The organism is Pseudomonas sp. S11P7 (assembly GCF_023195435.1).
GTDB classification, from domain to species: domain Bacteria; phylum Pseudomonadota; class Gammaproteobacteria; order Pseudomonadales; family Pseudomonadaceae; genus Aquipseudomonas; species Aquipseudomonas fluorescens_G.
The window spans coordinates 4,838,066-4,861,524 of the sequence record NZ_JALPKS020000002.1 but is presented as its reverse complement, the minus strand read 5'-3'; the positions used below and the strand labels follow the sequence as shown (position 1 = coordinate 4,861,524).

The following is a 23,459-nucleotide window of genomic DNA, read 5'->3' as shown; positions in this document are numbered from 1 at the left end:
CAGGCGACGCACTCTGACTTCTTTATAGGGGACTTCGATGTCCGTACGACGCACACGTAAAGACGATGGCAGCCAATGGACAGTTGCGGACAGCCGCAGCGTTTACGGGATTCGCCATTGGGGGGCCGGGTATTTCGCGATCAATGAAGCCGGTCGCGTCGAAGTACGTCCGAACGGCCCGAGCAGCTCGCCGATCGACCTGTTCGAGCAAGTCGACCAACTGCGCAAGAGCGGTTTGTCCTTGCCGCTGCTGGTGCGTTTCCCCGATATCCTGCAAGACCGTGTCCGTCAGTTGACCGGCGCTTTCGATTCGAACATCGAGCGCCTGGAATACCAGAGCAAATACACCGCGCTGTACCCGATCAAGGTCAACCAGCAGGAAGCGGTGATCGAGAACATCATCGCCACCCAGAACGTGTCCATCGGTCTGGAAGCCGGCTCCAAGCCTGAGCTGCTCGCCGTGCTGGCGCTGGCGCCAAAGGGCGGCACCATCGTCTGCAACGGTTACAAGGACCGTGAGTTCATCCGCTTGGCGCTGATGGGCCAGAAGCTCGGCCACAACGTATTCATCGTCATCGAAAAAGAATCCGAAGTCGGCCTGGTGATCGAAGAGGCCGCCTCGCTCAAGGTCAAGCCACAGGTTGGCTTGCGCGTGCGTCTGTCGTCACTGGCCTCCTCGAAGTGGGCGGACACCGGTGGCGAGAAATCCAAGTTCGGTCTTTCGGCGGCTCAGTTGCTGTCGGTGGTCGAGCGTTTCCGTGGCGCCGGGCTGGATCAGGGCATTCGCCTGCTGCATTTCCACATGGGTTCGCAGATCGCCAACCTCGCTGACTACCAGCACGGCTTCAAGGAAGCGATCCGTTACTACGGCGAATTGCGCAACCTCGGTCTGCCGGTCGATCACATCGACGTCGGTGGTGGTCTGGGTGTCGACTACGACGGTACTCATTCGCGCAACGCCAGTTCGATCAACTACGACATGGATGATTACGCCGGTGTTGTGGTTGGCATGCTCAAGGAATTCTGCGACGCGCAGAGCCTGCCGCATCCGCACATCTTCTCCGAGAGCGGCCGCTCGCTGACCGCGCACCACGCCATGCTGGTGGTGCAGGTGACCGACGTCGAGAAACACAACGACGAAATCCCGCTGATCGAGAACAAGGAAAGCCTGCCGGAAACCGTGCAGTGGCTGGTTGACCTGCTCGGCCCGACCGACATCGAAATGGTCACCGAAACCTACTGGCGCGCCACTCATTACATGAGTGACGTGGCCGCGCAGTACGCCGACGGCAAGCTGACCCTGGCGGAAAAAGCCCTCGCCGAGCAGTGCTACTTTGCCGTGTGCCGGCGCCTGCACAACTCGCTCAAAGCGCGTCAGCGTTCGCACCGTCAGGTGCTCGACGAGCTCAACGACAAACTGGCCGACAAGTACATTTGCAACTTCTCGGTATTCCAGAGCCTGCCGGACACCTGGGCGATCGATCAGGTGCTGCCGATCATTCCGCTGCACCGTCTCGACGAAGAGCCGCTGCGCCGCGCGGTATTGCAGGACCTGACCTGCGACTCCGACGGCAAGATCAATCAGTACGTCGACGAGCAGAGCATTGAAACCAGTCTGCCGGTGCACGCCTTGAATGAAGGCGAAGACTACCTGTTGGGCGTGTTCCTGGTCGGCGCCTACCAGGAAATTCTCGGCGACATGCACAACCTGTTCGGTGACACCGACTCGGTGAACATCTACCAGAACGCCGATGGCAGCGTTTACCACGCCGGCATCGAGACCCACGACACCATCGAAGACATGCTGCGTTACGTGCACTTGTCGCCGGAAGAGCTGATGACGCACTACCGCGACAAGTGCGCCAGTGCACGCATCAGCGCCAGCGAACGCACGCAATTTCTCGATGCCTTGCGTCTGGGCCTGACCCGCTCCTCCTACCTGTCTTCCTGAAGCCAGATGGCGATCACGCCGGGTTGTCTGAAACTTTCCCGCTAGCCGCGGAAAATTCGGATGATCCGGTGGGATGTCTCTCTAAATCTGCGCGAAATGCTTGCCGGTCCAAGCCAGCAAAGTCATCCGGTCTGCTTTTCGCGTAGGTCATTTCCTAAGTTGTACTTCAGCTCTCTACTCGGCCATGGCTCTCGGCGAGAATCCTCGGCCGCCCCTCCTGTAGAGATCCGCCCATGTTCGATCCAGTCAACGAGTCGTCGTTTCGTCTCGATGTAGCGGGCCTGTCCGACCCTTTCGAAGTCCTGGCCTTTACCGGTAGCGAAGCCCTCAGCGAAGCCTTTGCATTCGAGATCGATGTGTTGATCGACGATCCGCACCTGGACCTCGCCGGCCTGCTGCACCGTTCGGCTTTCCTCTGTTTCGGGCCGTCAGGGGAGGGCGTGCACGGGCAATTGCAAAGCCTTGTCCAGCATGAGCACGGCACCGGCTTGCGCTTGAGCCGGGTCCGGCTGGGGCCGAAACTCGCCTGTCTGGCGCTGCGCCTGAGCCAGCGCATCTTCAGCGGTCGTTCAGTACCGCAGATCCTCGAACAAGTGCTCAGAGAGCATGGCATCGTCGGTCACCAGCGCCGCTTCGATCTGCGTGGCGACTACCCGGCGCGCACGTTCTGCACGCAATACCGCGAGTCGGATCTGCAACTGCTGCAGCGTTTGTGCGCGCAGGCGCAGATCCACTATTACTTCGAACACGAGCGCGACCGGCACTGCCTGGTGTTCACCGATGATCCGGCGCACCTGCCACTGGCCGGTGCGGCGCGCTATCAATGCGAAGACGACGAAACCTGCGTTTCACCGGCGCTGCGCCAATGGCAATTGTGCAAGGCATTGCAGCCAGGACCGTCAGGTCTGCAAACCGTGCAGCACGCCGAAGGTTGCAGTGACCTGTCAACGTTGCGCTGCGGACACTGGCTGCGCCTGGCCGGCCATCCCTTTGCCGAATGCAATCGCCAATGGTTGCTGACGCGCATCGAACATTGCGCCGATCCGTCCCTCGACGTGCCCTATACCAATCGCGTGTTCGGCGCGGTCCAGTTGCCGACCTCGGCCGCCAGCGCGACCTCGCGCCTGCGCATGCACAGCCTGCAACGCGCCTGGGTGGTGACGGTCGATGAGCCACAGCCTGATCATCAGCGACCGGTGGCGGTGCAGTTCGACTGGCTCTATCAAGGCGAAGGCGCTGCGCCGAGTCACTGTTGGCTGCCACTGGCACCCTCGCTGGCGCAGTCGTCCATGGCGACGCTGGACGATGGCGTCGAAGTGGTGGTGAGTTTCTTCGAGGGCGATCCGGATCAACCGATGATCAGCGGTGTGCTGCAGCCATCGTCCAGCGCTGTCGAGCATGACGCGGATCCGCCACCGTTGCCCGACAGCCTGGAAAGTCATGGGCTGCAGCAACTGCTGATGTCCGCTGAGCCATTGCTGTTGCTGTGCCTGATCCCCGGCGGCGGCAGTTTCAGTCACTGTGCGCAGGCGGTTTGCAGCTGTCGGCTGGTCACGGCGCTTGAACAGAGTGGCGCAACATGACGGGCGCCGAGCCCGAAGGGCAGTGGCTGTTGCTCGATCGCCTGGATGCACCGCAGGCCTTGCCGGTGTTGCGCCAGGCGTTCAGCGAAGTGCGCCGTTTCAGCCTGTTCGATGGCACCGAGTTCGAACCGGTCAGTGCCCACGGGCCGCTGTTGATCGATTTGAGCGAATGCCCGGCCCTGACTGCATTGTGTCACCGCGACCCGAACACCTGGCGCGGGCTGTTGCTCGTCAGCGAGGCGCCGGTGCAGCAACTGCTCAGCCATTTGCAGCGCATGTTGACGGTGTCGTTCGGCTTGAGCCATCGCGCCTTGCTCAGCTATTACAACCGGCAGACCGCGAGCTATTTTTTCGATGCCTGCGACGCTGCTGAACTGAGCCGCTGGCTTGGGCCGATCCGGCAGATGCGCTGGTTCGGTGGCACCTGGGCCGACCGGGCGATCGGCAGCCAGGGCTGGCAGCAGTTGCGCAATCCGGGGCTGGCGGTCGAGCCGCTGAACATCGAACAAAGCCTGACCCGGCGCCAGCGCGAGCGCTTGCAGACCTGCCTGCTCGAGCAGCACATCTGGCGCTGGTGCCAATCGCTGGGAACCGAATATGCCACCATGGCCTCCCATGTTCAGCAAGGCCTGGCCCTGGGCTTCAGCGACCGCAGCGTGCTCGATGGCTGGTTGTGGCTACGCTTGTTGCATCCGCGTGCGGTGCTGGTGCCACCGCCGGTGGGGCTGACCCAGCAACAACGGCTCGACCATGTGCGGCGCCAGTGGCGCGGCGATCAGCCCTGAGACGAGGTTCGGCGCGGATGGCAGGTTCATTTCGGCAAGGCTTTTGGGCACTGCTCGGCAGTCTGTGGCTGCTGGCGCTGGGCGCGTGTTCGCCGGTGCAAGTGCTCAATGCACTGACGCCGGACAGCACTTACCGCAAAACCGCGGACATCGCTTATGGCGACGATCCGCGGCAGAAGCTCGATGTGTATGTGCCGCACACGTCATTGCCGGATGCACCGGTGGTGGTGTTTTTCTATGGTGGCAGCTGGAACAGCGGCTCGCGGCATGACTACGGTTTTGTCGGCGAAGCGCTGGCGTCCAGAGGCATCGTTGCGGTGGTGGCCGATTACCGCTTGTATCCGCAGGTGCGTTATCCGTCGTTTCTGCAGGACGGCGCACGTGCCGTGGCATGGACCCGGACGCATATCGGTGAATTTTCCGGCAATCCGCAAAACCTCTATCTGATGGGCCATAGCTCTGGCGCCTACAACGCGGCGATGCTCGCGCTGGACGGCGAATGGCTGGCGGCGGTCGGTCTGTCGCCCAAGGACCTGCGCGGCTGGATCGGACTGGCCGGGCCGTATGATTTTCTGCCGATCAAGAACCCGGCCGTGCGCCCGGTGTTCTTCTGGCCGGACTCACCGCCCCGGTCGCAGCCGATCAACCATGTCAGCCACGGTGCGCCGCCTTCGCTGCTGATTGCGGCCAGTGAAGATGACCTCGTCAACCCGACGCGCAACACCGCCGGTCTCGCCGACAAGCTGCGCGCCGCCGGCGTTCCGGTGCAGGATCTGTATTACGCGCGCCCCAGCCACATCACGTTGGTCGCGAGCCTGTCACGGCCGTTGCGGCGCCTGGCACCGGTGCTCGATCAGGTGATCGGCTTCATCCGGCATACGCCGACTCAGTGAACGCCGCCGTTGAACCAGCCATCGTGGCGCTTGAGCCACCAGCCTTGCACGCCGAGGGTAAGGCTGCGCAGCACCATGAACAGCAGGAAAGATATCCACAACCCGTGATTGCCCAGACTTTGCAACGCCCAGGCGAACGGCACTAGCAGCACCACGGTGATCAGCATGCCATTGCGCATCTCCCGCGCACGGGTCGCACCAATGAACAAGCCGTCGAGCAGATAGCTCCACACCGCAATCAGCGGCAGCACGGCGAGGTACGGCAGGTAGATGTACGCGGTCTCGCGCACGCTCTGGATGTCGGTCTGCATTTCGATGAACAGGTGCCCGCCAAGCAGAAACAGCACGGCAAAACCAAGGCTGGCGATCAACGACCAGCCCCCGGCAACCACCAGCGAACGCCGCAGGGCGAGCCGGTCGCGGGCGCCAATGGCGTGGCCGCACAAGGCTTCCACCGCATGGGCGAGGCCGTCGAGCGCATGCGCGGTCAGCAGCAGGCCGTTGAGCAGCAGCGCATTGGCTGCCACGGTCGCATCGCCCAGTCGCGCACCTTGCACGGTGATCATGAAAAACACCGATTGCAGCGCCAGGCTGCGAATGAAAATGTCGCGGTTGACCGCCAGCAGCGGGCGCCAGCTCTGCCATCGCTTCAACGCCGCCCACATGATGTGCCCCGGATACGCGCGCAGCGCCTTGCGCGTCAGCAACAGGCCGAGCAGGGCGCCGCTCCATTCGGCGATTACCGAGGCCCGCGCCGAACCGACCACACCCCAATCCAGGCCCATGACGAACCACAGGTTGAGGACGATGTTGATCAGGTTGGTGCTCAGCAGAATCGCCAGTGGCGCCCGCGCGTTCTGCGTACCGAGGAACCAGCCGACCAGCGCATAACTGGCCAGCGCAGCCGGTAGCCCGAACAGCCGTGTGTGGAAGAATTCGCGCGTGAGCTGATCCAGCTCCGCCGAGGCTTGCATGAAGTGCAGCGCGACCCCGCTCAGCGGCACGCCCAATGCGCCAAGCAGCAGCGCCAGGCCCATCGCCAGCAACAAGCCCTGCAACAGGATCTGCCGCAACGCCGCGCCATCGCTGCGCCCTGCAGCCTGCGCGGCAAACCCGGTGGTGCCCATGCGCAGAAAGCCCATGGCCCAGGCCAGAAACGTGTAAAGGCTGGCGCCCACCGCCACCGCGCCCAGTTGATGGGCGTGCGGCAAATGGCCGATGACGGTGCTGTCGACCAGCGCCACCAGCGGCACGGAAATATTGGACAAAATCATCGGCGCGGCGAGCGCCCAGACCTTGCGGTGGGTCAGGCGGTCGCGCCAGTCGGCAATCAGAGTGGACATGCAGGCTCCTTCGGGGAGCCGGCATTGTAGCGATTCATGAGACTTGAAACGCGATCAGTGTAGGAGCGAGCCTGCTCGCGAAGGTGTCTTTTCAGGCGAATCATCGGTGACTGACCCACCGCTATCGCGAGCGGGCTCACTCCAGGTTTTGTGTTCTCAGTGAATAATCCAGCTGAGTAACCACAACCCCAGCAAGAGCCAGATGATCCCGGCAATGATCGACGCGTTCATGAACGCGCGAATCGCCGACCACAACAGCATCAAACCGACGATCAGGGCAATGATGCTGATTATCGAAGTGTCCATGCCCAGCGTGCGCGAGAGTCCGTCGACGAAGTTGCCACCGGCATTGCTCAGCAGGTTGAACAGGCCGCTGAGCCCATCGACGATAAAGCGGATTACCGAACCGAGCACCTGCCCGAGCCATTCGAAAAAGCTTTCTACCTGCATGTGTGCGTCCTGATGAAAGAGCTGAGCCTTGGGCCACAAGGGTGGTGGCCGAGTTCCCTGCATCATAGAAGGTTTACCACAATCCTGTAGGAGTGAGCCTGCTCGCGATGGCGTCGTGTCAGGCAAATCAATTTCAATGACACGACGCCATCGCGAGCAGGCTCACTCCTACAAAGATCAACAGCGCCGCGCTTGCCTTCAGGCGTTATCCCCCCGAAGCTATACGCCTTCAGGAGAGCCCGATGAACCTTGTTGAACTGACCGAACGCCTGCACGCCATTCGCGACCGCAATGACTGGCGGCAATTTCACAGCCCGAAGAACCTGACGATGGCTGCCAGCGTCGAGATGTCCGAACTGGTGGAAATCTTCCAGTGGCTGACGGAAGACCAGTCGCGCCAGTTGCCCGCCGAGCAGCTTGCCCATGCGGGGCAGGAAATCGGCGATATCGTCCTGTACCTGTTGTTGCTGTGCAGCGAGCTGGGGTTGGACATGAATGAAGTGGTGCGCGCCAAGCTCGCCGACAGCGAACGGCGGTTCAGTTGATGGGCGACCGGCATTTCGATCAGTTGGCGACGCGTTTCGCTGAAAAAATCTATGGCGGCGCCAAAGGCGCGATTCGCCTTGCGGTGTTGCAGGCCGACCTCGCCGAAGCGTTGCCGGAGCGTCCATTGCGCGTGCTCGACATCGGTGGCGGGCTCGGCCATATGTCGCTGTGGCTGGCCGAACGTGGGCACGACGTCACGTTTACCGAGCCGGCTGAGCCGATGCTCGAAGGCGCCCGCCAGCGTTTCGCTGATGCCGGGCAGCGCGCCACGTTCATTCAGGCGCCGTGGCAAGCACTGCCCGACCAGCTCAGCGAACCTTTCGATCTGGTGATCTGCCATGCCGTGCTCGAATGGCTGGCCGAGCCCCACGCGATCTTGCCGGTGCTGCATCAACTGACCCGCCCCGGCGGCTGGTTGTCGCTGGCGTTCTACAACCGCGACGCGCTGATCTACCGCAACCTGCTCAAAGGCCATTTCAAGAAAATGCGCAAAAACGTCATGGCTGGCGAAAAGCAGAGCCTGACCCCGCAGCAGCCGCTCGATCCGCGCGAGTTGGCAACGCAACTCGACGGTCTGTGGCAGGTCGAAAGCCAAAGTGGCGTACGGGTTTTTCACGATTACATGCCGGTGGAATTCCAGGCCCGCGCCGACCTTGCGGATTTGCTCGAGATGGAGCTCGCCCACCGCCGTCACCCCAGCTTCGCCGGGCTTGGGCGATACCTGCACTGGATCTGCCGGCCGATCTGATCGGAGCGCGTCATGAAAGCTCAATCCCGTTTATTGCTCATGTGCCTGGGGTTGGCCGCCTGTCAGGGCAGCAACCCTTACGTGGCACAATCGCGGCCGTTGCCGCCGGCACCGCCACAAGCCGCCACCACCTTTGATCGCAGCGCCTATCCGGCCGCGCCGCGTGATTACGCGCGCTACCGCAATTGGGCCTGGCGCAACGGCCAGCTGCCGCCGGGCACCGTGTGGGCGGACTCGGCGCAAGTCGCCGAAGCGGTCAGCAATGCCCTTGATCAACGTGGTCTGCGCCCGCTCCGCGACAACCGTCCGGCAGATGTGCTGGTCAGCGCCAACCTGCGCCTGGAAACCCGCTTGCGTCAGGTCCGCGACGACTACGGTTATTACGGTGGATACGGCGGCTACGATCGCTACGGGCGTGGCTACGGCATGTACAACAGCGTGCCGATCGTGCGCACCTATCAAGAGCAGGTCGTGGTGGTCCAGGTCGATCTGTTCGACGCCGGCAACGGTCAGCCGGTGTGGAGTGCCAGCGCCGAAACCGCCGCCACCGGCAATCAGCTCGAGCGCAGCGATGCGATCCGCGAGGCTGTGGAAAAGGCCTTGGCGGCGTATCCTCCGGGTTGACTTCACCGCATTCGCAACGCCCGCAGGTTCATGTCTTCAACCGGAGAAAAATCATGTTCCGCCGTCTCGCTCTACTCGCCATGGCCGCATTGCTCAGCGCTTGCGCGGCTAACCAGGTCAATCACGATTTCGATGCCAGCCGCGACTTCGCCGCCTATCGCAGCTGGAGCTGGAAAGACCCCGCCTTGCAATATCGTCCTGACGATCCACGGATCAAGAGCGACCTCACCGAACAGCGCATTCGCCAGGCGGTGGCCGATCAACTCGATCAGCGCGGTTTGCGCCCGGCGCCTGCGGGCGCCAAGGCTGATTTGAATGTGCAGACCTATCTGATCGTCGAGGATCGCCAGCAACAAGTGACGACCAACTACGGCGGCGGTTGGGGTGGCCCGTGGAATGGCTATTGGGGCGCGCCGATGTACAACGAAACGCGCAACATCACCTACAAGGTCGCGACCATCCAGGTCGATCTGCTCGACGGCAAGGACGGCAAACTGGTCTGGCGCGGCAGCGACGAACAGATGCTCGCCAGCCGGCCGAACCCGGAAGATCGCAGCAGTGCGATTCGCGAAACCGTGACGCGGATTCTGAGCAACTATCCGCCGCGTTGATCTGCAGGTAAAAGGGAGCCGCGGAGCTCCCTTTTACCTGCACACCCACTCCCACAGGCTTGTTTCTCTGTTCGCAAGGATGCACAGCCCCAAGCCCCGTCTACACTCACCAGCACCCACAGGAGGTCACGGCAAAGGAGTGCGCCATGTCGCCTCGTTCGCGATTCAACGGTCCGGCCCGGCAACGCGGGGCGATTGGATTGATGGCGGCGGCCACGCTCAGTCTGGCGGTGGTCATGCTGTTGCTGGTGGTCGACAGCGGTCGCTTGTACATGGAGCAACGCAAGTTGCAGCGCGTGGTCGACAACGCCGCGCTCGAAGCGGTCAGCCGTGGCGGCACATGCCTGCCGGGCCTGAGCGCCGCCAATTACGCCGGGCAGAGCGCGCTGCGCAATGGCTACATCGTCGACGCCAGCAACACCCTCGCCACCACCTGCGGCACCCTGCTCACGACGGCGGGCGGGCTGCGCACCTTCAGCGTGGATGCCACCCAAGCGGTGGCGGTGAAAGTCGCCGCCAGTCGCACCGTCACCAGCAGTTTGGCCGGCGGCGTACAGGCATTGTTCAGTGCCAACCCGGTCAGCCTGAACACCACGCTCAATGCCTCGGCAGTGGCTGCCAAGCCGCAGCCGACGGTGGCCCAGTTGAATATCCGCAGTAACCTGGCGACGATCGACACGGCGCAATCGAACATCCTCAATCCACTGTTTTCCGGCCTGCTGGGCGGTAACGTCAATCTCACCGCACTCGGTTGGGACGGCTTGCTCAATACCGATATCAACCTGCTGAAATACCTCGATCAGTTGGCAATCAACCTTAACGTCGCCGCCGGCGATTACACGCAATTGCTCAATACTCAAACCAGCGTCACGCAGCTGATTCAGGCGGCCGCGACGGTGGTGCAGGCCAACGGCGCGACCGCCCAGGTGGCCACCGCTTTGGGTCAGTTGCAGGTCGCGGCGATCAACGCGGCACCGGTCAAACTCGGCGACATCCTGCAATTGCAGACCGGCACCCCGGCGGCGGGGCTGGATGCCAACCTGCAATTGCTGCAACTGGTTCAGGGCGTGGTGCAACTGGCCAACAGCAAGAGTGCGGTGGCGGCGACGCTGCCGGTCAGCGTGTTGGGGCTGGCGAACGTCACGGTGCGGGTCAAGGTGATCGAGCCGCCGCAGTTCTCGGCGATTGGCGATCCGGCGCGGGCCAAGGTCGATCCGCTGGGAGCGGACCGGATTTATGTGCGGACAGCGCAGGTGCGCACGATGCTCTCGGTCAATTTGCCGGTGCTCTCCGGGGTGACTGGACTGCCCAATGCGGTGCTGGGACTCGTTGGCGGATTGACCCCGACACTCAACGCGCTGCTGAGTCTGAATCTGGTCGGCACGCTCAATTCAGCGCTGTGTCTGCTGGGCGCGGGTTGCGAGCAACTTGATCCGCAATTGCTGCCATCGCCAAGGATCGACATCAGCCTCGACGCCGGCGGCGCGAAAAGCTACGTGACCGATTACAGCTGCCCGATAGGCACCAGCGGCACCAAGAGCCTGACCGCGCACACCGTCACTTCACTGGCCGACCTCAAGCTCGGCAAGATCGACCCGATCAACGCTTTTTCTTCCGCCGCCCAGCCGACCGTCGCGCCCTTGCCATTGATCGATCTGGGCATCGTCACCTGTCATAAGATCCTCTTGCTCGGCACCTGTAATCCCGCCACTCACGTTCCGTTCGGCGCCGGGGGCATCGGCATCAAACTCGACACCAGCGTCGCGCAGAACTCGCAAGATCTGGTGTTCTCCAGCGCCACGCCGTTCGCCACCCCGGCCAACCTGAAATTGCCGCCGAGCGTGCTCTCCGCTGTGCCGACCAGCAACGTCGTCGGCAGCCTGTCGAATACGCTGGCGGGGATCAATCTGATTGTCTACCAACCCGTGGGCAGCAATCCGCTGGGCGCGATCGTCACCGGCGTCGCTTCGTTGATCAGTGATGTCACCAACCGTTTGTTGCCAGTCGTGACCAGCACCATCAGCCCCTTGCTCGATCCCTTGCTCAACAACCTGCTTAAAGGGCTGGGCATCAACCTGATGGACGTCAAGGTCGGCGCCAACATGACTTGCGGCCAGACCGGCAAGGCCTATCTGGTGATCTAGGCCTCGCTGGCAATCGGCAATTCGATGCAAAACCGCGCGCCCTCCACCGAGTTGCGCACGCTCAAGCGGCCGCCCATGTTGTCGATGATGCCGTAACTCACCGACAACCCCAGCCCGGTGCCAACACCGATTGGTTTGGTGGTGAAAAACGGTTCGAAAATACGCTCGAGCAAACGCGCATCGATGCCGCCACCGTTGTCCTCGACCCACAGCCGCACATGCTGCTCATCGCGTTCGACGTACATCGATATCCAGGGGTTGAACGCTGATTCCTTCTCGCGCTTGCTCAGCAGTGCATCGCGCGCGTTGACCATCAGGTTGATCAGCACTTGCTCCAGCTGATCGACGTAGCCGCGTACCTGAACCTCGAACGTGGTCTCGCTGATGCGCAGGTCCACGCCTTTGCCGCGCATGCCTTCGGCCAACAGCGACAACGTGCCTTCGATGGCGTAAGCGGGGTTGAACAATTGCTGTTCGATTTCCGAGCGCCGGCCGAACACGCGCATGTGATCGACCACTTTCGCCGCGCGCTGCACTTGCGCGTCGATGCGCTTGAGCTTGTCGGTCAGGTAGTCGATCTGCACGTCACCGTTGCTCAGGCGTTTGAGCACGTTGACGATGGCCATGCGCATCACGTTCAGCGGCTGGTTGATTTCATGGGCCAGGCCGGTGGCCATTTCGCCGAGGGTGGCCATTTTTGCGCTTTGCGTGAGTTGTTGCTGCGAGCGGCGCAACTCGGTGTTGTCGCGGCCCACCGCTTGCACTTCGATCAAGCGCCCCTGTTCGTCGAACACGCCGCGATCGGACCACACCCACCAGGCGTGTTCGCGGCCGGGCAGTTGCAGGCTGATCTCCGCGGTGCTCACCGGTTGCTCCGGGGTCAGCGCGCCGAGACGTTGAACAAACGCGCTGCGCTGTTCATCGGACATCCAGCTACCAAGATCGACCCCCGGCAGTGCCTGCGGCGCGCATTCCAGATACGTCGCCAACGGGCGATTGCCGAAGGTCAAAGTCAGATCCGGGCGGTAGCGACAGATCATCGCTGGCGAATCCTCGACCAGAATCCGGTAGCGCTCTTCGCTGTTTTTTACCTGCTCGGCGGCCAGCGTCGCTTCGGTGACGTCCAGCCACAATCCCACCGCTTCGACCGGCAGGCCAAGGTCGTCGCGCAGCAATCTGGCTTCATCGAGCAGCCAGTGATAACTGCCGTGACGGTCACGCAGGCGATAACGCCCACGCACCGCACCTTCGCGCAGCAGCTGACGCGTACGTTCGAAATAAAGATCGCGATCGTCAGGGTGGACCTTCTCGATCAGCGCGCCGTCGGCACAATCGGCCAGGCTCCAGCCGAGCAGCGGTTGCAGGCTGGCGCTGAAAAACGTCGGAATCAGCGCACCCTCGCGGTACTGCTGAACGTAAATCACCGCGGGCGAACTGGCGATCAGGTTGTCCAGCCGCGCATGCGCGGCCGCGGCGCGTTGCTGCTGGTTCTGGATGTCACTGATGTCGAGCATGAACCCGATCAGCCGCCGGTTGACGCCGCTGCCGATGACCTGGCCTTGCACCCGGTACCACGTCGCGGGTTGCGCAGGCTCGCTGCCGGCCAGGCGCACCGACAGCGTCAGGGCTTCGCCGTGTTGCTGCAAGGCGTTAAGACGGCTGCGCAACTCGTCGCGGTCGGCGGGATGAATCTGCGTCAGCCAGTCTTCAAGGGCTGGTTCGCCAGTGTCCAGTTGCAGCGCAGCGGCCAGCGAGGGGGCCAGTTGCACGCGCTGGCGGTCGGCGAAAATTTCCCACCAACCGCTGCCCAACAGGCTTTGCAGCGCTTCGATGCGTTCCAGTTGCAACTGATGCTGGTGTTCGCGCAGACGTCCCAGCAACGGGCCGGCGAGGGCGCCGAGCAATGCCGTCCAGTCGCGTTCGCTCAGGTACGGCGCGGCTGTCTCGACAGGGTAAAAAGCGCAGAGCAGCCAGGCGACCACGCCACGTTCATCGCTGTACGGCACCGCGAAGCCTTCAGCATTGCCGAACAGTATTTGTACCCGCGAATGCTCATCGAAACCCGGTTGCCCGCCGATCCGCTGCGGCGCCGCGCCGTTCAAACTGTCGAGGGGCGTGCCGAGACGCTGGTCATCCTCCCAGAGGTTCGGCGCATCGTGAGCGCGATATTGTCGATAGACCTGCCAGCCCAGTTCCTCATCATCGAGCAAGGCCAGCGCTACACAAGGGATGTGCCAACGCTGCGCGATCACTTGCAGTTGTTCACCGACTATTTCCGGCAAGCGCGTCTGGCTGCACGCCCGCACCTGCTCGCTGATTCTTGCGGCGATCGATTGGCAATCGTCGCGCTGACGCGCTTGCTGGCGTTCAAGCAGCAAGTCGCCGATATCGATCAATTGCAGCAGCCAGCCTTCGCCCAGCGGTTGCACCCAGCCGCGCAGGTGCAAGGTCTGCTCGCCAAGGCCAGAAAAATCCAGATCGAGCAACAGGCCTTGCCACTCCCTTGGCCGGCCTTCGATAGCCAGCGTGCTGTGGGCTTGCACGTAGGTGCTTAGCGGCAGGGGCTTGTCGTGGGGTTTGTGCTGCGCGAGCAGATGCCGCAGCGGCCCGGCCATTTGCACCACACCGCCGTCGTCGTTGAGGTACAGATGCAAACCACTGGTGGGCGAGCCGAGCCGGTCGGGCAATTCCTGCGGGGCAAATGTGGTGCGTTTGAGCAAACGCCCGAAGAGCTTGTCGCCCGTGGTCAAAATTGCAGACTCGAGGTGGCGGTCAGATGACTGGGCAGACTGGGGACCGCGCCGATACCCGGCAGCACCAGTACCGGCATGACCTGATTCAACTTGCTGACCGGATAATCCACTCGCACGGTCAGCAGGCCAGTCGCGCTGTATTGGCTGCTGGTATCAACGCCGACCACCAGGTTGAAGACCGGCGGAATCCAGGACAATTGCTGAGTCAGCGTCGCGTTCGCGGTGTTGAGCACGACCGTTGAATAGTTGGGTGTGTTCGGATCGACCGCCACACTGCGGCGTACCGCTTCGGCCGTGGCCTGATTGAACGATTGCATCATCACCAGCGGCAGGCTGTAGCTGACCAAGCCATAAAAAACCGCGAAAAAGATGATGAACACCAGGGCGAACTCGATCGCCACCGCACCTGTTTGCGACTTCCGGAAGGCGTATTTCATGAGTGCGTCTACCCTGACTGTCACTGCGTAGTATCAGCATAGAATCATTCAGCAAAAACGGACGGCTTTTAGCGGATGCACAGTTTTATCCTTTTGCTTTGGCTGGTGCTGTGCGCTGGGCAAGATGCGCGTCAACGGCGCATTGCCAACGTGCTCACTTTGGGGGCGGCTGCGCTGGCGCTGGTTTATCTGCTGGCGACTGGCAACACCTGGCTGGGCGCGGAAGCCGGGCAGGGCGGTTGGGCCGTTCTGATTGCGCTGACGCTGACGTTGCCGGGCTTTTTCCTGGGGCGCATGGGCGCCGGTGATGTGAAATTAATGACAGCTCTGGGGCTTGCGACGAACGGTCTGTTTATTCTTGGTGTGTTTATTGGCGCGGCTATCGCCAGCGTGATCTGGATGCTGCTGGCGCCAAGACTCTGGCTTCATATGAGTCAAGGGCTTAGAGAGCGTTGGCGGTATCTGGCGCCAGACAAGTCAAAAAAGCTGCCATTTGCACCGTTTGTGCTGGTCGGCGCCCTGTCTGTTTTACCGTGGATTCGTTGATCGCCAAGCGCCACTAGTTCTATGTACATAGTCGGAAAGTAGGTCTACTTTCAACTGGAACGGGGTTATACAGCCAAAGTTGGCGGTACAGGAATGGTCAGCTTTGGCCCAGGGTAATGGAGTGGCACGTGAACAAGCTTACGTCTGCGGTGAAAATCCTTGTAGTCGACGATCAGCCGTTGGTGGTCGAAGAACTCTGCGAATTTCTGGAAAGCAGCGGTTACCGCTGTGTGCCGTGCCAATCCAGTCTGCAGGCGATCGAGCGATTCAGCGACGACGCCGAGATCGGCCTGGTGCTGAGCGATCTGCACATGCCGGACATGGATGGCATTCAGTTGATTCAAGAGTTGCAGCGGTTGGCCGGCAAGCATCGGGTGTTCGAGGCGATCATGCTGACGGGGCGTGCGGACAAGCAGGATGTGATCAAGGCGTTGCGTGCCGGGATTGCCGATTACTATCAGAAGCCGATCAATCTGGATGAGATGCTTGAAGGCGTGCAGCGTCAGGAAGCGGCGCTGCAGGAGCGTCAGAAGAATCTGCATCTGGGGCACCTGAATCAGAAATTGCAGTTTTTGTCGGAGTCGATCGACGATCTTTACCAGGATCTGGACAAGGTCCGGCGCAGTCCGGCGGCGGCTCGCGATGTGTCGGGCGGTGAGCCTGACGGGGGCGAGGCGCAGGAGATGCCGGCGCTGTTCAGTCAGTTGTCGCCGCGCCAGCTCGATGTGGCGCGGTTGGTGGGCAAAGGGCAGACCAATTATCAGATTGCCTGTGAGTTGGGGATTACCGAGAACACGGTGAAGTTGTATGTGTCGCAGGTGCTGCGGTTGACGCATATGCATAATCGTACGCAGTTGGCGTTGGCCTTGGCGCCCAGTGGTTCTGCTTTGCGGCAGCGGGTTACGGCGCATTGACCTTGGCGGCCTCTGGGCCGACCAGGCTTTGGTTGTTTTTGGGTGAATATCCGTTTTTTGGGGTGTGGCTGCTGGCGGTTTCGCCCTTACGGCGGGTCACCTTTTTCAAACGCCAAAAAGGTAACCCAAAACGCTTGCTCCTACGTACGGCCCTCGCAGGCTCGGGTCCCTTCGCTCCGGGACCGATCCGGGCGCAGCGGCTACGGTTTGCTTCGCTGCACCTACGTCCGCTGTGTCTGGCTGCGCCAGACGGTCGCTGCGCTCCCACGCCCGGATCGATCCCTCCACTCAGCCTTCCGATGTCGCCGGTGACGCAAGATCAAGATCAAGAGCACGCGAGCTAACGCTCATTGTTGAGTGGTTAGAAGCGGGTGGTTGGCTTGGGATTGGTGGTGGATTTGCCCCTCACCCCAGCCCTCTCCCGAGGGAGAGGGAGCCGATTTTTGGGCCGTTCAGAACCTGAGTACGACTCGATATCCCAAGCCGGCGTAGCCCTCGCATCCACCACGATCAGTCCCCTCTCCCTCCGGGAGAGGGCTAGGGTGAGGGTTGGCTTTCAGCTGTGCCGTGCTTGACTGAACACACCCAATCCAAATGTAGGAGCGAGCCTGCTCGCGATAGCGTCTGCAAGCTCACCACTTCACTAATTCTTGGTCTCGAGCTTCCCGCCCGCATCCGGGTCATAAAAATCTGGAATCTCGTATTTGTACTTTTTCAACCAGCGCTGCATGGCCAGGTCGCGTTCGGTGGCGGTAGCCGTTTGCGGTTTTGGCGAGGCGACTTTGTTGCGGCTTTGCAGGAGCAGCCAGCCTTCGGTTTCCTGTTGTTGCGCCGAGGCGGGGCCGGCGTCGATGGCTACGGCGCTGAGGGGCAGGGTGAGCAGGGTCAGGTAGCACAGGCCTTTGAGGGGGGGCATGGCTGTCTCCTTATTTGAGCGACGGCGGCAGAGGGTCGGCCACGGCGGCGACCTGGTTGCCGGTAGTGGGTCTGGCTTTGGCCGGCGCTTTGAGTTGTTCGGCGCGTTGTTGGGCCTGGGTGAATTGTTCCGGGGTGAGTTTGGCGCGGCTGACGATCTCGGCGGCTTGCGGCCAGTCGTTCTGGTACAGCAGCAGGGTGACCATGTTCAGTGTCGCCAATTCGTTGTTCTGCTTGAGTTCGATGGCGGTGAGAAATTCGAATCGGGCGTCGTTGAGGCGCAGCTGGTTGAGGTAGACCACGCCGAGGTCGTTGCGGATTTTCTCGTCGGTGGGTGCCAGCCGGGCGGCGCGTTGCAGGTGGGCCTGGGCCTGGCCGTAGTCGCTTCGCGCGGCGTAGAGCTGGCCCAAACCATGTTCGGCCTGGGCGGTCAGGCAGCCGCCGAGCAGGCTGCGATACAACGGTTCCGCCTCGCTGCGGCCGAGCAGACGGTAGACCTTGGCTTTGCGCAGGCGCACTTCGCTGAGGTTGTCCGGCAGGCTTTGCAGGTTGGCGAGGCTGGCGTGCAGTTTGCCGTCGTTGGCCAAGTCATCGGCCAGGTTCAGCGCCAGTTCCTGCTCCTGGGTCATCTTGCTGCAACTGCTCGGTGACAGCAGCGCCGTCCACGGTGCCTGGCCGTCGGTGGCGCAACCGCCGAGCAGCAGCAGACTTGCCATGAGTATCAGTGTTTTCATCAAACGCTCTCCATGAGCCGAGGTCAGTTTGCGAACGCCCGGGCAATCGCGGTGAAGCCCGGGCCGGCGAGGACGATCAGCAAGGCCGGAAACAGAAACAGCATCATCACCACCGACATCTTTGCCGACATTTTCGAGATGTATTCCTGCAAGCGGGTCAGGCGTCGGTCATCCAGCAGTTGCTTGAGCGCCAGCAGCGATTTCATCGCGCCGCCGCCCTGGTGAATCAGTTGTTCAAGGATCACGCAGGTATCGCTGAACTCGTCGACGGCGAGCATCACCGCCGCTTTGTGCAGCTCCTGGCCGAGTTCCAGGCCGCTGTCGACGCGCGCCAGAATCAGGCGCAGTTCGCGGGTCAGCTCCGGCAGCAGTTTTTGCGCCTCGCTGCTCAGCACGCGCAGTGCCTGTTCCACCGCCATGCCGGATTCGAAGAGGATGCGCAGCAGCGGAATGAAGGTGGATATCTCTACGGCGAGGGTGCGCTGGCGCCGCGCAGCGGCGTAGGCGAGCACGCGTTTGGGTAGCAGATAGCCGCCGCCGGTGGCGAGCATCGGCACGATCCAGCCATTGCCGGCCTGGGGGAAGAACACTTGCTGCAGAAAGATCGCCAGGCCCAGGGTCAGCAGCGGCGTGCCGATCTGGCAGGCGGCGTACAACGAGCGCTCGCTGGCGCGGCGCCAGCCGAGGCGGTTGAGCAGGGTCTGGGTTTCGCTGTCGATGCTCACCGAGCGCTGGCCGAAGCGACTGCTGCCGACTGCGCGCAGCCAGCTGCCGAAGCGGTTCTCGCGCAAGGTTTGACCCTGCAGGCGCTGGTTGATCTGCCGCACCCGGCGCCGCTCGACCAGCCAGTGATTGGTCACCAGTAACAGCGCGCCGAGCAGCAGCATGAGTGCCGCGAGCCAGACCATCTCAAACGCTCCGCAACATGCGCCACAGCGCCAGACTGCCAACCACTTGCAACGCGGCGGCGCTGATAAGCATCTGCCGTCCGCCCGCGTCGTTCCACATGCCCAGCATGTAGCCGGGGTTGGTCAGCATGAAGTAACTCACCAGCAGCAGCGGCAATGCGCCGAGCACCCAGGCGGTCATGCGTGTTTCGCCGGTGAGCGCGCGCAGTTGCCGCGCCCCCTGATCTCGCTCGCGGATCAGTTTGATCAGGTTCTCCAGCAGCTCGCTGGCGTTGCCGCCGTAGCGGTGGTTGACCTTGAGGCCGAGGGCGAACATGCGCAATTCGTCTTGCTCATACAGCTCGGCAAAATCGCTGACGGCGTCGGGCAGGTTCACGCCCAATTGCACGTTGCGCTGCACCCGGCCCATGGCCTCTTTCAGCGGGTCGTCGCTGGCGTCGATGCTGCCCATCACCGCGTCGCTCAGGGTGCGCCCGGATTTCAGGCTGCGCACGGTGTGATCGAGAAATTGCGGCAGTTGTTCGATCATGCGCTTGATCCGCCGCTGATACAGAAAGGCGATGTACAGCCGCAGCGTCAGAGGCGGCACGACGATCATCAGCAGCACGCCGATCCAGTCGGCGAGCATGTAACCCAAGCCCACGACCACCGCCCACAGACTCAGCCACAGGCCGAAGCGCTCGGTCGGACGGCCCAGTCCGGCGCGCAGAAACATCCGTTCCAGCCGGACCCAGACGGGCTTCTCCACAGCCAGTTGCGGTTGCCCGGCGGCCAGCCGGTTGAGAACTTTCTCCGTGGCAGTCTTGCGCAAACCTTGCACAAACAGACGGATCGACAGCCCCAGCAGGGCCAGGCAGACGACAATCAGAATCAGCGGTGCCCACATGTTCGCTGCTCCTCGCCGTCAGACCGAATGCGCATCAAAGCGCAGCTTGTCGCCAGCCGGATTCACCGCTTCGCGCAGAAAGCCAATACCTGTGCGGCGGTCGAGGCGGAACAGGGTGTTGGTGACGTATACGTCCTCGCGAATGCCGACCACTTCCACCACTTCGCTGACGCAGCGGCGCCCGTCGGGCATGCGCGTCAGCTGGATGATCACGTCAAGCGCGGCGCAGATCATCTGCCGCAGGGTGCGTTCGGCGATGGAACGACCGGTCAGACCGACCAGGGTCTCCAGTCGCAGCAGGGCATCCTGAGCATTGTTGGCGTGCACGGTGCTCATCGAACCGTCATGGCCGGTGTTCATCGCGGTGAGCACGTCGACCACTTCAACGCCGCGAATCTCGCCGAGGATGATCCGGTCCGGGCGCATGCGCAGGGCATTGCGAATCAGGTCGCTGGCCTTCACTTCGCCGTGGCCTTCGGCATTTGGCGGGCGGGTTTCCAGACGCACCACATGCGGGTGGCCGAGCTGCAATTCGGCGACGTCCTCAATGGTCACCAGTCGTTCGTGGGGATTGATCAACTGGCTGAGAATGTTCAGCAGCGTGGTCTTGCCGGTGCCGGTGCCGCCGCTGATGAGGATATTGCAACGCTTGCCGACCGCCATCTGAAAAAACTCGAAGATCGCCAGGTCGATGGTCTGCATCGCCATCAGGTCGCTGCTGTTGAGCATGTCCTTGCGAAATTTGCGAATCGACAGACACGGCCCGTCGAGGGCGATCGGCGGAATGATCGCATTGACCCGGCTGCCATCGGGCAGGCGCGCATCGACCATCGGCGAAGACTCGTCGAGGCGTCGGCCGAGCGGCGCAAGAATTCGCTGCATGACCCGCTCGACGTGATGCGCATCGATAAAACGCAAATCGCTTTGATGCAGCACGCCGTCGCGTTCGATGAACACCCGGTGCGGGCCGTTGACCAGAATCTCGGTCACCGACGGGTCGCGCAGCAGCACTTCCAGCGGGCCGAAACCGGTGAGCTCATCGACGATCTCTTCAGCCAGCCGCTCCATTTCATAGCGGGAAATCGCCAGGTGCAGACGGGCGATGTACTCGGCAACCTTGTCGGTGACGAATTGCGCGAGCTGCTGCCGCGAGCCTTCCAGAAGATTTTTCCCCGACTCTTCGAGGGCATCGATGATGTAGCGATGCAGGACCAGTTTCAGGCCTTCGTGATCGCTGTTGCCGTTACCGGCGCGCGGTGCGCTGCCGAACAGTTTTTCTGCGTTCATGAGCTGCCTCGCAAACGGTCGAACCAGGTGACTTTGGGTTTCGCCAGCCCCTCGGAGCGTTTTGCCAGACGTTCGCCAAGGTCGCGCAGGCTTTGCGTCAGTTTTTCCCGCGGGGCCAGTTCGAACAGGCTGACGCCCTGGTTTTTTGCGTTCAGGCGCACTTCCGGAGTCAGGGCCAGGGTGGCGATCACTTCGAGGTTGAAGGTCTTGCCGAGGGTTTCCGCATTCGGCGCAACGTTGCTCAAATAGCGGTCGACCAGCAGGCGACCGTGGTCGAGCTTCATGCCCTTTTCGCGCCACAGGTTGAGCACCGCGAGGTTGCGTCGGCAATTGAGCACGTTCTGGTCGGTGTACCAGAGCAGCTTGTCGCAATGACTGACGAAGGTGCGCAAGGCTTCGCTGTCGCTCTGCCCGGTAAGGTTCACGACGATGTGCTGGAAGTGCTGACGCAGGGCACTGAGCAGCATGTACAGCTCGGCGGCGCTGGTGTTTTCCAGCGGCTCGTCGTTGCCCGCATAGGCGAGAATGCGCAGGCCGGCTTCGGTGCTGGTGAAAGCGCTGTCGATCAGTGTCGCGTCGAGCCGGCGCAAGTGGCGCAAGGCATCGCCGAAATGAAACGAGCTCTCCAGCCCGAGCAGCGCCAGGCTGTCGCCGCGCGGCAGGCCGAGATCGAGCAGCAAGGTTTGCTGGCCGCTCTTCTGCACCACCTGCGCCATGTGGTTGGACAGCAGCGCGCCGTCGGAACTGCTCTGCACGCCGTACATCACCGTCAGCCCGCCCAGCTGCGTGTTCGGCGCCACCGGCGGCAAGCGTTTGCTCAAGCGCCGCACCAGCCCGGCGACTTCGCTGGAACGTGAGCCATAAGCGACAAAATCCCGCGCGCCGGCGCGCATGGCATTGAGCACCAGCTGATTGTCCATGCCGTCGCCAAGGGCAACGATCGCCAGCATCGGTTTGGCTTCCAGCGCGCCTTCGATGAGGGCACTCTGCGCGACCACGTGCTCGCGATCGAGGCCGACAAACACCAGGCTGGCGAACGTCACGTCAACCAATGCCAGCAACTCGTCGAGGCTGCCGCCACCGGCGCTGACCACTTGGCCGAGCGGCGCGAGCGCACCTTGCAGCCACTCCAGGTCAGTGCTGTTGCGGGTGATGGCGAGGAACGTCTGGCTGAGGTTCTGGCTCATTGCGATAACCCGCTGCGCTTGTCGAAATTGCCGTTCTCGAGGAAAAACATGCGGTAGAAATTCGGGTCGTAGTTGCGCAGCTTTTCACCGGGCAACGACGGTAATTGCGCGTCCGCCGCCAATGGTTGCACCAGATGCGGTGTGACGATCATCAGCAATTCGCGTTCTTCGCGCTTGATCTGCGAGCCTTTGAAAAACGCACCGAGCACCGGGATGTCGCCCAGGCCGGGAAACTTGTTCACCTGCGAGCTGTTGGTGGTGCTGATCAAGCCGCTGATCACAAAGCTTTCGCCATCGCCCAGCGACACGCTGGTGTCGGTGCGGCGGATGGTCAGCGCGGGCACGGTGGTGCCGGCGATGATTACCGCATTGGCGAAGTCCAGTTCGCTGACTTCCGGGGCGACCTTCAAGGCGATGCGATCACGCCCGATGATGGTCGGCGTCAGGGTCAGGCGGATGCCGAATTCCTTGTACTCGATCGACACGTTGTCGCTGCCGGAACTGGGTACCGGAATCGGGATTTCACCGCCGGCAAGGAAGCTCGCGCTCTGGCCGTTCAGCGCCACCAGACTCGGGCGGGCGAGGGTGTAGGCGAAACCACTGGTTTCCAGTGCATTGATGATCGCCATGGTCTTGCCGCCGACCCACGAAAAGTTGAACAGCGAGTTATCCACCGGCAGGCGTGGCTGCGGCACCCCGGCAATCGGCGGCAGGGTGCCGGGCGAACCGAAGAGAAAGTTGCCGCGTGTGCCGATCAGCGAGGCGGTGGCTTCCTTGAGTTTGGTCCGGCTGACCTCGACAAAACGAATGTCGGTCTGCACCTGCGAGGGCAGGCTTGGATCGTCCGAAGGCAGGCTGCCGGTCATCGCTGCAGTGGCGGCGCCCTGGACAAAGACCATGCTCTGGCGCGGCTCGCTGGAACAGGCCGTCCAGACCATCAGGCTGGTGGCACCGGGCGCCACGCCGGTAAGCAAGAATGATGAACTGCCGTTGGCGTGCACGTCGGCGATTTTCGGATCGCCGATTGCCAGGCGGGTGATCGCCACGGGCGACTGCACGTCCTGCTGAAAGCCTTCGCCGATCTCGATCACCGGCGGCAAACGGCCGAGGGTCGAGCAACTGCCGACGGCCGCGAACGCCGCGTCCAGCGACAGTCCCATGACCATCAAGACACGGAGCATGTGCTTCCCTGTCGACCTGCAACGACTCTGCAT

General features: G+C 62.2%; 22 protein-coding genes. 11 read left to right on the top strand and 11 right to left on the bottom strand.

The window, feature by feature from the left end; genetic code table 11:
- Window positions 1–37 precede the first annotated feature (37 nt).
- The 4 genes from speA (at window position 38) to M0746_RS22400 (ending at window position 5,212) form a co-directional block, all read left to right on the top strand.
- Window positions 38–1,951 carry an arginine decarboxylase gene (gene speA / locus M0746_RS22415; protein WP_016771856.1) on the top strand — a complete coding sequence of 638 codons (1,914 nt, stop codon included), beginning with the start codon at window positions 38–40 and terminating at the stop codon, window positions 1,949–1,951.
- Between the two features lie 233 nt (window positions 1,952–2,184).
- Window positions 2,185–3,534: a type VI secretion system Vgr family protein gene (locus M0746_RS22410; RefSeq protein ID WP_258450629.1), complete on the top strand. Its 1,350-nt coding sequence runs from the start codon at window positions 2,185–2,187 to the stop codon at window positions 3,532–3,534.
- The gene (locus M0746_RS22405; RefSeq protein ID WP_258450628.1) at window positions 3,531–4,319 is read left to right on the top strand and encodes a DUF4123 domain-containing protein; all 789 of its coding nucleotides are present in this window, start codon (window positions 3,531–3,533) and stop codon (window positions 4,317–4,319) included. The genes M0746_RS22410 and M0746_RS22405 overlap by 4 nt, the downstream gene beginning before the upstream one ends.
- Window positions 4,320–4,336: 17 nt before the next feature.
- Window positions 4,337–5,212, top strand: coding sequence for an alpha/beta hydrolase (locus tag M0746_RS22400; RefSeq protein ID WP_258450627.1), 876 nt, complete (start codon window positions 4,337–4,339; stop codon window positions 5,210–5,212).
- Here M0746_RS22400 and M0746_RS22395 read toward each other — a convergent pair.
- Together M0746_RS22395 and M0746_RS22390 are read right to left on the bottom strand one after the other, a co-directional pair.
- The gene (locus tag M0746_RS22395; protein WP_258450626.1) at window positions 5,206–6,555 is read right to left on the bottom strand and encodes an MATE family efflux transporter; all 1,350 of its coding nucleotides are present in this window, start codon (window positions 6,553–6,555) and stop codon (window positions 5,206–5,208) included. The genes M0746_RS22400 and M0746_RS22395 overlap by 7 nt on opposite strands.
- Before the next feature lie 156 nt (window positions 6,556–6,711).
- Complete coding sequence (locus tag M0746_RS22390; RefSeq protein ID WP_090281091.1) at window positions 6,712–7,005, bottom strand: hypothetical protein; 294 nt, start codon at window positions 7,003–7,005, stop codon at window positions 6,712–6,714.
- Window positions 7,006–7,247: 242 nt separating this feature from the next.
- On the opposite strand from M0746_RS22390, the gene M0746_RS22385 reads away from it, so the two are divergent.
- The 5 genes from M0746_RS22385 to M0746_RS22365 all read left to right on the top strand — a co-directional run bounded on the left by M0746_RS22385 (window position 7,248) and on the right by M0746_RS22365 (window position 11,678).
- Window positions 7,248–7,550 carry a MazG-like family protein gene (locus M0746_RS22385; RefSeq protein ID WP_258450625.1) on the top strand — a complete coding sequence of 101 codons (303 nt, stop codon included), beginning with the start codon at window positions 7,248–7,250 and terminating at the stop codon, window positions 7,548–7,550.
- Window positions 7,550–8,299 (top strand): methyltransferase, encoded by a 750-nt coding sequence (locus M0746_RS22380; RefSeq protein WP_208938874.1) that lies wholly within the window; start codon window positions 7,550–7,552, stop codon window positions 8,297–8,299. The genes M0746_RS22385 and M0746_RS22380 overlap by 1 nt, the downstream gene beginning before the upstream one ends.
- Before the next feature lie 12 nt (window positions 8,300–8,311).
- Complete coding sequence (locus M0746_RS22375; RefSeq protein WP_258450624.1) at window positions 8,312–8,923, top strand: DUF4136 domain-containing protein; 612 nt, start codon at window positions 8,312–8,314, stop codon at window positions 8,921–8,923.
- A gap of 53 nt (window positions 8,924–8,976) precedes the next feature.
- Window positions 8,977–9,534, top strand: a complete 558-nt coding sequence (locus tag M0746_RS22370) for a DUF4136 domain-containing protein (RefSeq protein ID WP_208938872.1) — start codon at window positions 8,977–8,979, stop codon at window positions 9,532–9,534.
- A 146-nt stretch (window positions 9,535–9,680) separates the two neighbouring features.
- A complete protein-coding gene (locus tag M0746_RS22365; RefSeq protein ID WP_258450623.1) occupies window positions 9,681–11,678 on the top strand; it encodes a pilus assembly protein TadG-related protein in 1,998 nt (665 codons plus the stop codon).
- Here the strand turns inward: M0746_RS22365 and M0746_RS22360 are convergent.
- A complete protein-coding gene (locus tag M0746_RS22360) occupies window positions 11,675–14,428 on the bottom strand; it encodes a PAS domain-containing sensor histidine kinase (protein ID WP_258450622.1) in 2,754 nt (917 codons plus the stop codon). The genes M0746_RS22365 and M0746_RS22360 overlap by 4 nt on opposite strands.
- Window positions 14,425–14,868: a TadE/TadG family type IV pilus assembly protein gene (locus tag M0746_RS22355; protein ID WP_208938869.1), complete on the bottom strand. Its 444-nt coding sequence runs from the start codon at window positions 14,866–14,868 to the stop codon at window positions 14,425–14,427. Before M0746_RS22355 ends, M0746_RS22360 begins: the two co-directional genes overlap by 4 nt.
- A 75-nt stretch (window positions 14,869–14,943) precedes the next feature.
- Between M0746_RS22355 and M0746_RS22350 the strand changes: the two genes are divergently transcribed.
- The gene (locus tag M0746_RS22350; RefSeq protein WP_258450621.1) at window positions 14,944–15,414 is read left to right on the top strand and encodes a prepilin peptidase; all 471 of its coding nucleotides are present in this window, start codon (window positions 14,944–14,946) and stop codon (window positions 15,412–15,414) included.
- Window positions 15,415–15,542: 128 nt separating this feature from the next.
- Window positions 15,543–16,328 carry a response regulator transcription factor gene (locus M0746_RS22345; RefSeq protein WP_342454900.1) on the top strand — a complete coding sequence of 262 codons (786 nt, stop codon included), beginning with the start codon at window positions 15,543–15,545 and terminating at the stop codon, window positions 16,326–16,328.
- Window positions 16,329–16,971: 643 nt separating this feature from the next.
- On the opposite strand, the gene M0746_RS22340 is transcribed toward M0746_RS22345, so the two are convergent.
- From M0746_RS22340 to M0746_RS22310, 7 genes are read right to left on the bottom strand one after another with little or no spacing between them, the layout of a single operon-like run.
- Window positions 16,972–17,244, bottom strand: coding sequence for a DUF3613 domain-containing protein (locus M0746_RS22340; RefSeq protein WP_208938866.1), 273 nt, complete (start codon window positions 17,242–17,244; stop codon window positions 16,972–16,974).
- Between the two features lie 10 nt (window positions 17,245–17,254).
- Window positions 17,255–17,977, bottom strand: a complete 723-nt coding sequence (locus M0746_RS22335) for a tetratricopeptide repeat protein (protein ID WP_258450619.1) — start codon at window positions 17,975–17,977, stop codon at window positions 17,255–17,257.
- Window positions 17,978–18,000: 23 nt separating this feature from the next.
- Window positions 18,001–18,885, bottom strand: a complete 885-nt coding sequence (locus M0746_RS22330; protein WP_258450618.1) for a type II secretion system F family protein — start codon at window positions 18,883–18,885, stop codon at window positions 18,001–18,003.
- A gap of 1 nt (window position 18,886) precedes the next feature.
- Window positions 18,887–19,771 (bottom strand): type II secretion system F family protein, encoded by an 885-nt coding sequence (locus M0746_RS22325; RefSeq protein ID WP_258450617.1) that lies wholly within the window; start codon window positions 19,769–19,771, stop codon window positions 18,887–18,889.
- An 18-nt stretch (window positions 19,772–19,789) separates the two neighbouring features.
- Window positions 19,790–21,058, bottom strand: coding sequence for a CpaF family protein (locus M0746_RS22320; RefSeq protein ID WP_258450616.1), 1,269 nt, complete (start codon window positions 21,056–21,058; stop codon window positions 19,790–19,792).
- Window positions 21,055–22,245, bottom strand: a complete 1,191-nt coding sequence (locus tag M0746_RS22315) for an AAA family ATPase (RefSeq protein WP_258450615.1) — start codon at window positions 22,243–22,245, stop codon at window positions 21,055–21,057. Before M0746_RS22315 ends, M0746_RS22320 begins: the two co-directional genes overlap by 4 nt.
- The gene (locus tag M0746_RS22310; protein WP_208938860.1) at window positions 22,242–23,459 is read right to left on the bottom strand and encodes a type II and III secretion system protein family protein; all 1,218 of its coding nucleotides are present in this window, start codon (window positions 23,457–23,459) and stop codon (window positions 22,242–22,244) included. Before M0746_RS22310 ends, M0746_RS22315 begins: the two co-directional genes overlap by 4 nt.